Origin of the sequence: Pelagimonas sp. KU-00592-HH (assembly GCF_040369695.1) — a bacterium.
GTDB lineage: Bacteria > Pseudomonadota > Alphaproteobacteria > Rhodobacterales > Rhodobacteraceae > Shimia.
In genome coordinates this window covers 584,290-597,039 of sequence record NZ_BAABWM010000001.1, presented here as the reverse complement: position 1 = coordinate 597,039, position 12,750 = coordinate 584,290, and the positions used below count along the sequence as shown (strand labels likewise).

Annotated in this window: 13 protein-coding genes; 9 read left to right on the top strand and 4 right to left on the bottom strand. The window is 60.9% G+C overall.

The features are described from left to right. Positions 1-69 precede the first annotated feature (69 nt). The 7 genes from ABWV42_RS03060 to ABWV42_RS03030 all read left to right on the top strand — a co-directional run bounded on the left by ABWV42_RS03060 (position 70) and on the right by ABWV42_RS03030 (position 7,128). Positions 70-3,015, top strand: a complete 2,946-nt coding sequence (locus ABWV42_RS03060; protein WP_353338838.1) for a calcium-binding protein — start codon at positions 70-72, stop codon at positions 3,013-3,015. A 197-nt stretch (positions 3,016-3,212) separates the two neighbouring features. Further along, complete coding sequence (locus ABWV42_RS03055; RefSeq protein ID WP_255105038.1) at positions 3,213-3,842, top strand: ATP-dependent Clp protease proteolytic subunit; 630 nt, start codon at positions 3,213-3,215, stop codon at positions 3,840-3,842. A gap of 139 nt (positions 3,843-3,981) precedes the next feature. Beyond that, a complete protein-coding gene (gene clpX / locus ABWV42_RS03050) occupies positions 3,982-5,244 on the top strand; it encodes an ATP-dependent Clp protease ATP-binding subunit ClpX (protein ID WP_255105040.1) in 1,263 nt (420 codons plus the stop codon). Positions 5,245-5,332: 88 nt separating this feature from the next. Beyond that, on the top strand, positions 5,333-5,698 hold the full coding sequence (locus ABWV42_RS03045; protein WP_255105042.1) for a RidA family protein: 366 nt from the start codon (positions 5,333-5,335) through the stop codon (positions 5,696-5,698). 99 nt (positions 5,699-5,797) lie between these two features. Further along, entirely contained in the window at positions 5,798-6,181 is a 384-nt protein-coding gene (locus ABWV42_RS03040) for an NADH:ubiquinone oxidoreductase subunit NDUFA12 (protein ID WP_353338837.1), read from the top strand. A gap of 15 nt (positions 6,182-6,196) precedes the next feature. Next, on the top strand, positions 6,197-6,646 hold the full coding sequence (gene mlaD / locus ABWV42_RS03035; protein WP_353338836.1) for an outer membrane lipid asymmetry maintenance protein MlaD: 450 nt from the start codon (positions 6,197-6,199) through the stop codon (positions 6,644-6,646). Beyond that, positions 6,643-7,128: a DUF2155 domain-containing protein gene (locus ABWV42_RS03030; RefSeq protein WP_353338835.1), complete on the top strand. Its 486-nt coding sequence runs from the start codon at positions 6,643-6,645 to the stop codon at positions 7,126-7,128. The genes mlaD and ABWV42_RS03030 overlap by 4 nt, the downstream gene beginning before the upstream one ends. On the opposite strand, the gene aat is transcribed toward ABWV42_RS03030, so the two are convergent. From aat to ABWV42_RS03010, 4 genes are all read right to left on the bottom strand, one after another. Then, the gene (gene aat / locus ABWV42_RS03025) at positions 7,092-7,754 is read right to left on the bottom strand and encodes a leucyl/phenylalanyl-tRNA--protein transferase (protein ID WP_353338834.1); all 663 of its coding nucleotides are present in this window, start codon (positions 7,752-7,754) and stop codon (positions 7,092-7,094) included. The two genes, ABWV42_RS03030 and aat, sit on opposite strands and share 37 nt — an antisense overlap. Further along, positions 7,754-9,106 (bottom strand): acetyl-CoA carboxylase biotin carboxylase subunit, encoded by a 1,353-nt coding sequence (accC, locus tag ABWV42_RS03020; RefSeq protein WP_353338833.1) that lies wholly within the window; start codon positions 9,104-9,106, stop codon positions 7,754-7,756. The genes aat and accC overlap by 1 nt, the downstream gene beginning before the upstream one ends. 9 nt (positions 9,107-9,115) lie before the next feature. Beyond that, positions 9,116-9,619 carry an acetyl-CoA carboxylase biotin carboxyl carrier protein gene (gene accB / locus ABWV42_RS03015; protein WP_353338832.1) on the bottom strand — a complete coding sequence of 168 codons (504 nt, stop codon included), beginning with the start codon at positions 9,617-9,619 and terminating at the stop codon, positions 9,116-9,118. 160 nt (positions 9,620-9,779) lie between these two features. Further along, positions 9,780-10,322 (bottom strand): LuxR C-terminal-related transcriptional regulator, encoded by a 543-nt coding sequence (locus tag ABWV42_RS03010; protein ID WP_255105053.1) that lies wholly within the window; start codon positions 10,320-10,322, stop codon positions 9,780-9,782. Between the two features lie 114 nt (positions 10,323-10,436). Between ABWV42_RS03010 and ABWV42_RS03005 the strand changes: the two genes are divergently transcribed. Beyond that, entirely contained in the window at positions 10,437-11,948 is a 1,512-nt protein-coding gene (locus tag ABWV42_RS03005; RefSeq protein ID WP_353338831.1) for a class I adenylate-forming enzyme family protein, read from the top strand. Continuing rightward, positions 11,945-12,748 (top strand): 3-hydroxybutyrate dehydrogenase, encoded by an 804-nt coding sequence (locus ABWV42_RS03000; protein WP_353338830.1) that lies wholly within the window; start codon positions 11,945-11,947, stop codon positions 12,746-12,748. The genes ABWV42_RS03005 and ABWV42_RS03000 overlap by 4 nt, the downstream gene beginning before the upstream one ends. The last annotated feature ends 2 nt before the right edge of the window (positions 12,749-12,750 follow it).

The following is a 12,750-nucleotide window of genomic DNA, read 5'->3' as shown; positions in this document are numbered from 1 at the left end:
ACATGCCCGCGAAAGCAATTTTGCTTAGCAAGTTGTTTAAGTGCCCTATTTCGAATTGGAGGATTTGAGGTGCCCGTATTTAACGTGAATTCTGACCTGTCGTATCTTGTCGAACTGGTAAATGGAAGCTCCCCGCTTCCGACGGCCTTTGACAACCTTGAACTGGACTATATGGCCGGCTTCGAGCTTCTGGACACGCTCGGCCCCGACTTCCAGGTCACCTCGCTGGCGTCGACGCAGGTTGTTCTGGCGGACGCAAGCACCGGCCACACCCTGACCCTGAGCGGTTCGGGCATCAATCCGGTCGGCAGTGTTGCCGAGCTGGAAATCGCCATCGACAACGGTCTTGCCACCGGTGCCTTCTCGCAGCTGAAGCTCGAAGGTCCGCTGACCGCGGGTGGTACGCCGGTTGACCTGCTGGTTCTCGACATGAATGCCAGCGGCTACACCATCACCTCGGGCGACCAGAAGATCATCCTCAGCGGCGGCTTCCCCCTGACGCTGACACAGTTCATGGGGCTGGCAGATCTCCTGCCGCAGATCGAAACCGCCGGTGACCTGACCGGTGCAGCGCGCACCAACCTGCTCAACCAACTGGTAGGGTTTGGCCCCGATGGCCTGACCATCATGAACGGCACTGACACGCTGTTCTCCTTCTCGGTTACCAGCAGCGCGGTCAACCTGTCGTTCGAAGGCTACACCATCACGTTGAACGGTACCTTCCCGACCGATTTGAGCGAGCTGTTCTCGGTCATGTACCAGATCGGTGACATCGTGGATGTCTTCGGCTACTTCACCTCGCTGGCTTCGGTGAGCGGCCTTGCCCTGACCGGCGCAACCATCACTGGTCCCGATGGCACTAACCTGCTGACCATGACCGGTGCCATCACCGACGAAGCGTCGCTGGACAACTCGACCCTGTTCATCAACGGCGTTGCCGTTCAAGAGATCAAGGTTGGTAGCGATTACGACGACGGTTTGCCTGGATACCCGACTCCCTACTGGGACTGGATTGTCGGTGGTTCGGGTAACGATCACCTTTTCGGTTTGGGTGGAAATGACCAGTTGGAAGGCGGAAACGGTAACGACTTCCTGTTTGGCGGTTCGGGCAGTGACTACTTGGTCGGCGGTGCTGGCAACGATTACTTCGATCCCGGCGGCAACTCTTTCGAAGCATGGGACACCATCCTGACCGGTTCGGGCAACGATACCGTTGACATGGCCGATGTTGACCAAAGCGGTGTTGGCCTTGATCACGATGATCTGAACGCGGGCATTGTCGCGACAATCAATGGCGCCACCAACACGGGTTCGATCGACAAGGGTCCGAACGGCTCCACAACGCTTCTGGAAGTTGTGAATGCGCTCGACTACTGGGGCCTGAGTGTTTACGGCACCGATTACAATGACATCATCAACATCACGTTGGGCTCCGACCACTGGTTCGGAATTCATGGTGGAGGTGGCAACAACACTGTCAACATTCTTGGCGGAGACGGGATCGTGCGCCTGAACCATTGGGGGGCGACACAAGGCATCTCGGCGGACCTGACGGTTGGTACTATCAACAATGGCCAAGGTGGCTTAGACGCCATCACGGGCATCGGAAGTGGCCCTGTGATCGAAGTCCAAGCCACCGATTTCAACGACAGCATCCTCGGCAGTGCCTCGAATGACCGGTTCATTCTGCGTCAGGGCTTTGACACGCTGGACGGCGCAGGCGGACGCGACCTCGTGCGCTATGATCGCAGCGGCGTTGAGGAGGTCGAAGTCGACCTGGCGCTCGGCTACGCCGAGGGCACTTGGGGTGGCCAGTACTTCTATCACCGCCTGTCGAATATCGAAGACGTTCGCGGCTCGCGTGAGCATGACGATGAGCTTATTGGTAACAACGCCAAGAACAAGCTCGACGGTCGTGGTGGCGATGACTTCCTCTTCGGGGGCGGTGGGGCCGATACCTTGATTGCGGGTGCTGGCGACGACACCCTGTTCGGCGGCAACGGCACCGACCTCGCCGAGCTTGATGGTAACCTCGCGGATGCCACCATTGGCCTGAACGCGCTGGGCTTGACCATATCGCTGGGTGGCGACACCAACACCATCTTCTGGGACGTCGAGAAAATTCGTTTCAACGACGCACAACGCAGCTTTGACACCCTGAAAGGCCTTGTCACCGGCGGTGCGCCGGGCTCGCAAACGGCGGGGGCTGACCTCATCATTGGCACCGGCGGCAACAACAAGCTGTACGGTCTGTCCGGCTTTGACACCCTGCTGGGTGAAGCCGGGAACGATGTTCTCAATGGCGGTAAGGGCGGCGACCACCTGGCCGGTGGTGCAGGTGCCGACACGCTGAACGGTGGTGACGGCAATGACGTCGTGACCGGCGGTCTTGGACGTGACCTCGCGAATCTTGGTGCGGGCAACGACACCTTTGTTGACAACGAGCAAAGCGGCGCCTTTGCCAAGGACACCATCAACGGCGGCACCGGCAACGACTCGATCTGGGCCGGTGGCGGCAACGACGTGCTCAAGGGTGAAGGCGGTAGCGATGAAATGGATGGTGGCGCCGGCAACGATGTCGTCAACGGCGGCAACGGTGCTGATGAGGTGAATGGCGGCTCCGGCGCCGACACCGTGATCGGCGGCGGCGGCGCAGACTCCTTGTACGGCGACCGCGGAAACGACCGCCTGACAGCTGGTGCCGGCAATGATCTGCTAGAAGGTGGTGCGGGCAACGATACGCTGACCGGCAACAAGAACGCCGATACCTTCGTGTTCGCAGGCGACTTCGGCAACGACGTGATCACCGATTTCGCAGCCTTCAACACCGAGAAAGTCGACCTCTCGGCCATTTCCGAGATCACCGATTTCGCCGACCTTCTGGCCAATCACCTGGTGGACGATGGCGGCAAGGCCAAGATCGTTGTCGGCAGCAACTCGATCCTGTTGCAGAATGTTGATTATACCGACGTGGGTGTTGGTCTGGCCTACTCGGAAAACGACTTCATCTTCTGATCCTCAAAGGATTGTCGATTTTAGGGGCCGGTCTTGCACCGGCCCCTTTGTTTTGCGTGGGGTGACAGATGCGGCTGTCGCAATCGTGATTTCCTTAAAATCGTCTCCCGCTCTTGCAGCCCCCCTAGGGCAGCACTAAGACTCTTTCTGACAGGCTTCGGCCAGACGCATTATTGGCGAACAACAGGCAGGCGGATATGACAGACCCATTCGAGACATACATGAATACCCTGGTCCCCATGGTCGTGGAACAGACCAGCCGCGGGGAACGTGCTTACGACATCTTCTCGCGCCTCCTGAAGGAGCGCATCATCTTCATCAACGGCCCGATTCACGATGGCATGTCCTCGCTGATCGTCGCGCAGTTGCTGCACCTCGAAGCCGAGAACCCCTCGAAAGAGATCTCGATGTACATCAACTCGCCCGGTGGCGTGGTGACCTCGGGCCTCTCGATCTATGACACCATGCAATACATCCGTCCCAAGGTTTCGACCCTGGTGATCGGCCAGGCGGCCTCGATGGGGTCGCTGCTGCTGACCGCTGGTGCCGAAGGCATGCGCTTCTCGCTGCCCAACAGCCGCATCATGGTGCACCAGCCCTCGGGCGGCTATCAGGGTCAGGCGACGGATATCATGATCCACGCGCAGGAAACCCAGAAGCTCAAGGATCGCCTGAACGGCATCTACGTCAAGCACACCGGCCAGAAGATGAAGGCCGTGGTCGACGCGCTTGAGCGCGACAACTTCATGTCCGCCGAAGAGGCCAAGGACTGGGGTTTGATCGACGAGATCGTGGAAAATCGCGCCAAGAGCGACGACGCTGAGTAAAATATGGGCCCCGCGGGTTCGTAACCCGCGGGGCGCTTTTTCGACATTGTGCCTGCTTCTAAGCTAGCCTAAGCTAAGTCGGAAACAGGGCTTTGACGCGGAATTTCCCTGACGGTAGTCAGGGGCTGAAAGGTAGGACATGGCAAGCAACTCCGGCGACAGCAAAAACACCCTCTATTGCAGCTTCTGCGGCAAGAGCCAGCACGAGGTTCGCAAACTGATTGCTGGTCCCACCGTTTTCATCTGTGATGAATGCGTTGAACTTTGCATGGACATCATCCGCGAAGAGACCAAGGCAAGCGGCCTGAAATCTTCCGAAGGTGTGCCGACCCCGCAGGAAATCTGCGATGTTCTGAACGACTACGTGATCGGTCAGGCCGTGGCCAAGCGCGTCTTGTCAGTGGCAGTTCACAACCACTACAAGCGCCTCAACCATGCTCAAAAGACCGGCGACATCGAACTGGCCAAGTCGAACATCCTTCTGATTGGCCCGACGGGCTGCGGCAAGACGCTTTTGGCGCAGACGCTGGCGCGCATTTTGGACGTGCCCTTCACGATGGCCGATGCAACCACGCTGACCGAAGCGGGCTATGTCGGGGAAGATGTCGAGAACATCATCCTCAAGCTGCTTCAGGCGTCGGAATACAACGTTGAGCGCGCGCAGCGCGGCATTGTCTATATTGACGAGGTTGACAAGATCACGCGCAAGTCCGAGAACCCTTCGATCACCCGCGACGTCTCGGGCGAGGGCGTGCAGCAGGCGCTGCTGAAGCTGATGGAAGGCACGGTTGCCAGCGTTCCGCCGCAGGGTGGCCGCAAGCACCCGCAGCAGGAATTCCTGCAGGTCGACACCACCAACATCCTGTTCATCTGTGGCGGTGCCTTTGCCGGCCTCGACAAGATCATCGCACAGCGCGGCAAAGGCTCGGCGATGGGCTTTGGTGCCGATGTGCGCGACAATGACGAACGCGGCGTTGGCGAGATCTTCAAGGATCTGGAGCCGGAAGACCTGCTGCGCTTTGGCCTGATCCCGGAATTCGTGGGCCGTCTGCCGGTTCTGGCGACGCTGGAAGACCTGGACGAAGACGCGCTGGTTACCATTCTGACCGAACCCAAGAACGCGCTTGTCAAACAGTACCAGCGCCTGTTCGAGCTGGAAGACACCGCGCTGACCTTTACCGATGATGCGCTTTCGGCGATCGCCAAACGTGCCATCGAACGCAAGACCGGTGCCCGTGGCCTTCGCTCGATCCTCGAAGACATCCTGCTGGACACCATGTTCGAACTGCCGGGCATGGACAGCGTGACCGAGGTCGTGGTGAACGAAGAGGCGGTGACCTCGGACAAACAGCCGCTGATGATCCACGCGGATGCCGAGAAGGAACCGGCAAGCGCCAGCTGATCGCGGCAACGGCACGAGACATAGAGACGGCGTGGCCCATGGGCCGCGCCGTTTCCATTTGAAACCCCAACCTGAAAAGAGACCTCTGATGATCAAACGCATTTCCTTTGGCGGAGAATTCGAAACCAAGATCGGCTACTGCCGCGCCGTTGTGGCCGGTGGCTTCGTGCATGTCGCGGGCACCGTGGGGCAGGGCGATACCGTTGTCGAACAGTGCCGGTCTGCGCTGGAAACCATCGAGAAGGCACTGGCTGAGGCCGGGGCCAGCTTTGCTGATGCCGTGCGCGTCAACTACTACCTGCCGGACGCTGCCGAGTTCGAACCCTGCTTTCCGATTCTGTCGGAAACCTTTGGTGCCAACCCGCCGGCCGCCACCATGGTCGAGTGCAATCTGATCGATCCCAAGTTCCGTATCGAGATCGAATTGACCGCACTGGCACCGAACTGCTGCTGATCAGGCACTTGCGGCGAAATCGCGCTGCATTGGAAAGGCTACCCGCTGGACCTTTGCGCGCGAATGCGGCATACGGATAAGGAATTCGCGGAGGCACCCATGGGCATTCTGAGCACGATCAACGGAATCTTCACCTGGTGGAATGGCGCCACCTTCAACACCATGCTGTATACCCGTCGCAAGGGGATCAAGGTGGGCGAGGACGATCAGGGCAACGTCTATTACCACAACAAGGACGACAGCAAACGCTGGGTCATCTACAACGGCGAAGCCGAGGCAAGCCGCATCAGCGCCGCCTGGCATGGCTGGCTGCATCGCACCTTTGACGAGATCCCCTCGGACAAGCCGCTGCCCCGCAAGGATTGGGAAAAGCCGCACCTGGAAAACCTGACCGGTACCGCGATGGCCTATGCGCCTGCGGGCTCGATTCGTCAGGGCGCGCCTGCTGCGCGGTCCGACTACGAAGCCTGGTCGCCGGAATAAGGCCGAGCTTTCCCAATGTCAGCAGTTCGTACAGAAGTAACCGTCGGTGCAGCCGTTGTTGCCGTTGCGGTGGGTTTCCTTGTTTATGCTGGTCAGGTCAGCGGGTTTTCGTCCGGCAGTGCCGGGTATCCGGTGACGGCCTCGTTCCGCTCGATCGAGGGCGTGACCGAAGGCACCGACGTGCGCCTTGCTGGCGTCAAGATCGGCTCTGTCACCGACATCACCCTGAACACACAGACATTCCGCGCCGATACCGAACTGACCATCGAGCAGGGCATCGAACTGCCCGATGACAGCGCTGTTGTGATCTCTTCCGAGGGGCTGCTGGGCGGCAACTTCGTGGAAATCCTGCCCGGCGGATCGCCCTTCAACATCGAAGAAGGTGGCGAGCTGGAAGATACCCAAGGGGCCGTCAGCCTTGTTGGTCTTCTGATGAAATTCGTCACGGGCGGAGACGAAGAGTGAAGCGCTTTGCGCTGATCCTCGCGCTGGTCGCTGGGACTGCGGCGGCGCAATCCTCGATCACCGTCGAAAGCCTCGACAGTGCCGAACCACCCATCGTGATCATCCAGCCGGACACCGAGGTCTTTTCGCTGGCACCGTTACAGGATCTGGGCACCGTGACTTCCGAGGTCTCGGTTCCGGCCGTTGCAGGCACAGGGGCCTTCCTGCGGGGCCTCGACAAGCTGACTGGCAAGACGGTCGATTTCGAACTGGACAACGGCTACAGCGTGGCCTTCGGCGGCCTGCGCGTCGATCTGGCTGAATGCCGCCATCCCGAGGACAATGCAACCGGCGAGGCCTATGCCTTCCTGTCGGTGCACGAAGGTCTCGAGGCGACAGATGCACCGTTGTTCCAGGGATGGATGATTGCCTCGTCGCCCGCGCTCAATGCGCTGGATCATGCGCGTTATGACGTCTGGGTGCTGCGCTGCAAGACGCCCTGAGCATCCGCCACGGCTGGCCTCTCGAAATCCGCGTTTCCCTCGATCGCATCGCGCAACAACACGTGGTATTCCGCGCGGCTGATCTCGACCGCGCCAAGCGAGGCCAGATGCGGTGTGATGAACTGCGTGTCGAACAGTCGAAATCCCCCACGGCGCAGGTGATCCACCAGATAGGCCAGCGCAATCTTTGATGCATCGCGTGCGCGAGAGAACATGCTTTCGCCGAAGAAGGCCGCGCCCAGCGTCACGCCGTAAACCCCGCCAATCAGGTTGTCCTCCCGCCAGACCTCAAGTGAATGGGCCTGGCCGCGTTCGTGCAAGGCGTTGTAAAGGTGGCGTATTTCGGCATTGATCCAGGTGTCGTCACGATCGGCACAGCCGTCGACAACCCCAAGGAAATCCCGATTGATGGTGATCTGGTAATCCTCGCGTCGGATTGCCTTGGCCAGCGAGCGGGAGATGTGGAATCCCTCAAGCGGAAAGACGCCGCGGCGGCGTGGGTCGACCCAGAAAATTTCCGGATCGTCCCGGTGTTCGGACATCGGGAACACCCCGATGGCATAGGCGCGCATCAGCATTGCGGGGGTGATTTCCCCCATGCCTTCCTGCGCGCCGTCGCCGGGCATCAGCCCTCGGCCATATTGGCTTCAAGCCACTTTTCCAGCCAGTGGATGTTGTAGTTGCCGGTCAGGATGTCATCCTCGGCCAGCAGCGCCGAGAACAGCGGCAGGCTGGTGTCGATGCCGTCGATGATGATCTCGCCCAGGGCCCGTGCCAGACGCGCCAGCGCTTCGGGACGGTCGCGTCCATGCACGATCAGCTTGCCGATCAGCGAGTCATAGTAGGGCGGGATCGAATAGCCGTCATAGAGCGCCGAATCCATCCGCACACCCAGACCGCCGGGGGCGTGATACTGGCTGATCTTGCCGGGGCAGGGGGTGAAGTTCGGCAGTTTCTCGGCGTTGATCCGCACCTCGATCGAGTGTCCGTTGATCTCGAGATCGTCCTGCGTGAACGACATCGGCAGACCTTCGGCCACACGAATCTGTTCGCGTACCAGATCGACACCAAAGATCGACTCGGTGACCGGGTGTTCCACCTGAAGACGGGTGTTCATTTCAATGAAATAGAACTCGCCGTTCTCGTAGAGGAATTCGATGGTGCCCGCGCCGATATAGTTGATGTCGGCCATCGCGTCGGCGCAGATCTTGCCGATCCGGGCACGCTCTTCCGGGGTGATGCAGGGGCCGGGGGCCTCTTCGAAAACCTTCTGGTGGCGACGTTGCAGCGAACAGTCACGCTCGCCCAGGTGCACCGCGTTGCCCTTGCCGTCCCCAAAGACCTGAATCTCGATGTGGCGTGGGGTGGTGAGGTATTTCTCGATATAGACTTCGTCGTTGCCGAAGTTGGCCTTGCCTTCGGCACGCGCGGTCATGAAGGCTATCTCCATGTCCTCGGCCGTCTCGGCAACCTTCATCCCCTTGCCGCCGCCGCCGGCGGTGGCCTTGATGATGACAGGATAGCCCATCTCTTCGCCAAGCTTCTTGGCGGTCGCGAGATCGGGCACACCACCCTCCGAGCCGGGAACGCAGGGCACGCCCAGCTTGATCATCGTGTCCTTGGCGGTGATCTTGTCGCCCATGATGCGGATGTGCTCCGCGGTCGGGCCGATGAAGGTCAGGCCGTGATCTTCGATGATCTGCACGAAGTTGGCGTTTTCCGACAGGAAGCCGTAACCGGGGTGAATCGCCTGTGCGCCGGTCACTTCGCAGGCAGCGATGATCGACGCCATGTTGAGATAGCTCTGGGTGCCGGCGGGCGGGCCGATGCAGACGCTTTCGTCGGCCATGCGCACGTGCATGGCATCGGCATCCGCGGTCGAGTGTACTGCGACCGACTGGATGCCCATTTCGCGGCACGCACGGATCACGCGCAGGGCGATCTCTCCGCGGTTTGCGATCAGGATTTTGTCAAACATGCCAGCCTCTTATTCGATGATGACCAGCGGCGAACCAAATTCTACCGAGTCGCCGTCACCCACGAGGATGCGCTTGACGGTGCCGGCTTTGGGGGCCGGGATGTGGTTCATGGTTTTCATCGCTTCGACGATCAGGATGGTGTCACCTTCGCTGACCTGGCTGCCTACGCTCACGAAGGCGGGCGCGCCGGGTTCGGCCTGAAGATAAACGGTGCCAACCATCGGCGAGGTCACAGCACCCGGGTGGCTTGCGGGATCGTCGTTTGATGCAGCAGGAGCAGGCGCGGCAGCCGGGGCTGCGGCCGGTGCGGCGGCGGGCGCAGCGGCCACGGGGGCAGCGGCGGGAGCCACGACAGTGGCGGCAACCTGGGTCTGGCGGCTGACACGCACGTTCAGGCTGTCGTCCTGGCCGTATTCGCGCATCACTTCCAGCTCGGTCAGATCATTTTCGCGCAGAAGCTCTGCCAGTGCCTGGATAAAGGCAACGTCGTTGTCGTGGTTCTTCTTGCTCATCTTGTGTTTCCTCTGCTGCGCTTGAACGCGCGATTGAGTCTTTTGTGGTTTCCCCTAGGGCCGCTTTATATGGCATAGCCGCACCAGAGAAAAGCGCGTGCGTGCGCTCTCAAATGGGGGTGTTTTGCAGAAATTTCGAGGGGAAACCACCGATTTCTCCTCAAAGTGGCATTCCCGAGAGTTTCGCCACCAGTTCGGCCAGCTTGCGGGCCCCGAATTTACGCAGCAGGCGGGCGCGGTATTCCTCGACAGTTCGGTAGGACAGGTCGAGTTCGAGACCCACTTCCTTGCTGGTCAACCCGCGACAGGTCAGGATCGCCACCTCGCGCTCTCGCTGGGTGAGTTCGACGATGGGGCGTTCCTCGGACAGGTCGGCAAAAGACCAGATGCCACGCTGGAACGGGTTCTCCGGGGTCAGGGACTGGCCGCGCACCCGGCACCAGAACATCTCGCCCCCGCGCCGCCGCATGACACGTTCGTCGTTATAGCGCCCCGACTCGCGCATTGCCGCAAGGCCGCGTTCGCCGATGGTCTGGAAATCCTCTTCCGAGACATAGAATTCGCCCAGAGAGACCCCTTCGCAGTTGCGGGGGTCTTCGTGAAACATCTCTCCGAACGCAAGATTGCAGCGTCGGATGATCCGGTTTTCAAGCACGGCCAGTCCCACTGGAGCGTGGTCGAATGCGATAGCGTCGAGACTCATGCGCACACCATGCACCAGAAGCACCGGAAAGGCCAAGAGGTGCGCAGTATTTCTACGAATTGCCTGTTCGTTGCCCACTTGGTTAGCTCGGCGGCACGAGTGAGGGAGGATATCATGAATATCGCTTTGTGGCTGGCGCGCACGGCTCAGATCAGCCCGGACCGCCCGGCCTTGTACCTTGGGCGCGAGATGGTGGCCGACTATGGCACCTTCCATGAGCGTGCCATGCGGGTGGCGGGCTGGCTGATCTCGAAGGGCATTCAACCCGGTGATCGTGTCGGCCTGTTCATGAAGAACGTGCCGGAATACCTTGTGGCGCAATACGCGGCATGGGCGGCTGGCGCGGCGGTTGTGCCCATCAACGCCAAACTGCACGCGAAAGAGGCCGAGTGGATTCTCGACAACGCCGGGGCCAGACTGTGCTTTGCCTCGTCCGGCCTGTGCGACGCCCTTTCGGATGCGACGGATGTGGATTGTGTCCTTACTGGTGGGGCGGAGTGGGAACGGGCGCTGGCCTATGATCCCTTGCCTTCGATGACACCGCGTGCGCCTGCCGATCTGTGCTGGCTGTTCTACACCTCGGGCACCACGGGCCGCCCCAAGGGGGTGATGATCACCCACCGGATGTTGCAGGCCATGGCGCTCAGCTATTTCGCGGATGTCGACGAGGTGCACGAAGACGATACCGCCCTTTACGCTGCCCCCATGAGCCACGGCGCCGGGATCTACAACGTGATGCACGTCCTGAAGGGGGCGCGTCATGTGCATCCGCCGAGCCAGGGGTTTGACGAGGCTGAGATTTTTGATCTCGCCCGCCATCATGACCGCGTTCACATGTTCTGTGCGCCTACCATGGTCAAACGCATGACCGAAGTGGCCAAACAGACCGGCGAGAGTGGCGCGGGCCTGCGCACCATCGTCTATGGGGGCGGGCCGATGTATGTCTCGGACATCACCGAGGCTGTGGATCACTTTGGCCCGATCTTTGTGCAGATTTACGGCCAGGGGGAATGTCCGATGTGCATCACCGCGCTGTCGCGCTCGGATGTGACAGACCGGACGCACCCCAACTGGCAGGCGCGTCTGGCCTCGGTCGGGCGGGCGCAATCGGTTGTGGAACTCGCCATCGGCGACAGCGCGGGCAATCCCCTGCCTGCGGGCGAGGTGGGGGAAATCATGGCGCGGGGCGATGCTGTCATGCCCGGGTACTGGCAGAACCCCGAGGCCAGCGCCAAGGCGCTTCGTGATGGCTGGCTGATGACAGGGGACATGGGGCAGATCGACGAAGACGGCTACCTGACGCTCAAGGACCGGTCCAAAGACCTCATCATTTCTGGTGGCACCAATATCTATCCCCGCGAGGTGGAAGAGGCGCTGCTGACGCATCCCGACGTGGTCGAGGCCTCGGTGATTGGCCGCCCACATCCCGAATGGGGCGAGGACGTCGTGGCCTTCGTTGTGTGCAGGGGCAAGTTGGACAGCGCTGCGCTGGACGCCCATTGCCTCGGCAATATCGCCCGTTTCAAGCGGCCCAAGGCCTATTTCCAGACCGATGCCCTGCCCAAGAACAACTATGGCAAGGTGCTGAAGACCGCGTTGCGGAGCCAATTGGAGGAGATGTCATGAGCGACCTGACCGGAAAAACCGCCCTTGTGACGGGATCAGTGCAGGGGATTGGCCTTGCCGTCGCCAGATCGCTGGCCGAGGCAGGGGCGCGGGTCGCCGTGCATGGCCTTGCCACGCCAGATCAGGCCGCGTCCGCCTGTGCCGAACTCGAAGCGGCTGGTGCCCCCGAGGTGCGTTTCTTCGAGGGCGATCTGCGCGATCCGGCAGCCATCGATGCGATGATGCAGGCCGTGGCCGATTGGGGCGGGGCCGACATCCTTGTCAACAATGCTGGCATTCAGCACACGGCCCCCCTTGCCGACATGCCCCCCGAGACATGGGACGCCATCCTTGCCATCAACCTGTCTGCCGCCTTCCACACCATGCGCGTGGCCATGCCGGAGATGGCCGCGCGCGGATATGGCCGGGTGATCAACATCGCCTCGGTGCATGGCGTGGTGGCGAGCAAGGAAAAGGCCCCGTATTGCGCGGCCAAGTTCGGTCTTGTGGGCCTCAGCCGTGTCGCCGCGTTGGAATACGCCAACCAGGGCAGCAAACAGGCAGGGGGGGTGACGGTGAACTGTATCTGCCCCGGCTGGACCGAGACCGCGATCATCGAGCCGCAAATCCAAGCCCGCGCCGCCGCGCATGGCGGGGATCGGGACGCGGGTATCGCGGAACTCCTGTCCGAGAAACAGCCGTCTCAGCGCACTTCGGATCCATCGGAAATCGGTGCCCTGGCGCTGTGGCTCTGCGCGCCAATTGCGCACAATGTGACAGGCACCTCTATCCCGGTCGACGGAGGCTGGACGGCACAGTAAGC

What these genes read in the sequence shown, in the direction of transcription:
- ABWV42_RS03055 (WP_255105038.1), top strand. Translation starts at nt 3,213, where the DNA reads ATGACAGACCCATTCGAGACATACATGAATACCCTGGTCCCCATGGTC.
- clpX (WP_255105040.1), top strand. Translation starts at nt 3,982, where the DNA reads ATGGCAAGCAACTCCGGCGACAGCAAAAACACCCTCTATTGCAGCTTC.
- ABWV42_RS03045 (WP_255105042.1), top strand. Translation starts at nt 5,333, where the DNA reads ATGATCAAACGCATTTCCTTTGGCGGAGAATTCGAAACCAAGATCGGC.
- ABWV42_RS03040 (WP_353338837.1), top strand. Translation starts at nt 5,798, where the DNA reads ATGGGCATTCTGAGCACGATCAACGGAATCTTCACCTGGTGGAATGGC.
- mlaD (WP_353338836.1), top strand. Translation starts at nt 6,197, where the DNA reads ATGTCAGCAGTTCGTACAGAAGTAACCGTCGGTGCAGCCGTTGTTGCC.
- aat (WP_353338834.1), bottom strand. Translation starts at nt 7,754, where the DNA reads ATGCCCGGCGACGGCGCGCAGGAAGGCATGGGGGAAATCACCCCCGCA.
- accC (WP_353338833.1), bottom strand. Translation starts at nt 9,106, where the DNA reads ATGTTTGACAAAATCCTGATCGCAAACCGCGGAGAGATCGCCCTGCGC.
- accB (WP_353338832.1), bottom strand. Translation starts at nt 9,619, where the DNA reads ATGAGCAAGAAGAACCACGACAACGACGTTGCCTTTATCCAGGCACTG.
- ABWV42_RS03010 (WP_255105053.1), bottom strand. Translation starts at nt 10,322, where the DNA reads ATGAGTCTCGACGCTATCGCATTCGACCACGCTCCAGTGGGACTGGCC.
- ABWV42_RS03005 (WP_353338831.1), top strand. Translation starts at nt 10,437, where the DNA reads ATGAATATCGCTTTGTGGCTGGCGCGCACGGCTCAGATCAGCCCGGAC.
- ABWV42_RS03000 (WP_353338830.1), top strand. Translation starts at nt 11,945, where the DNA reads ATGAGCGACCTGACCGGAAAAACCGCCCTTGTGACGGGATCAGTGCAG.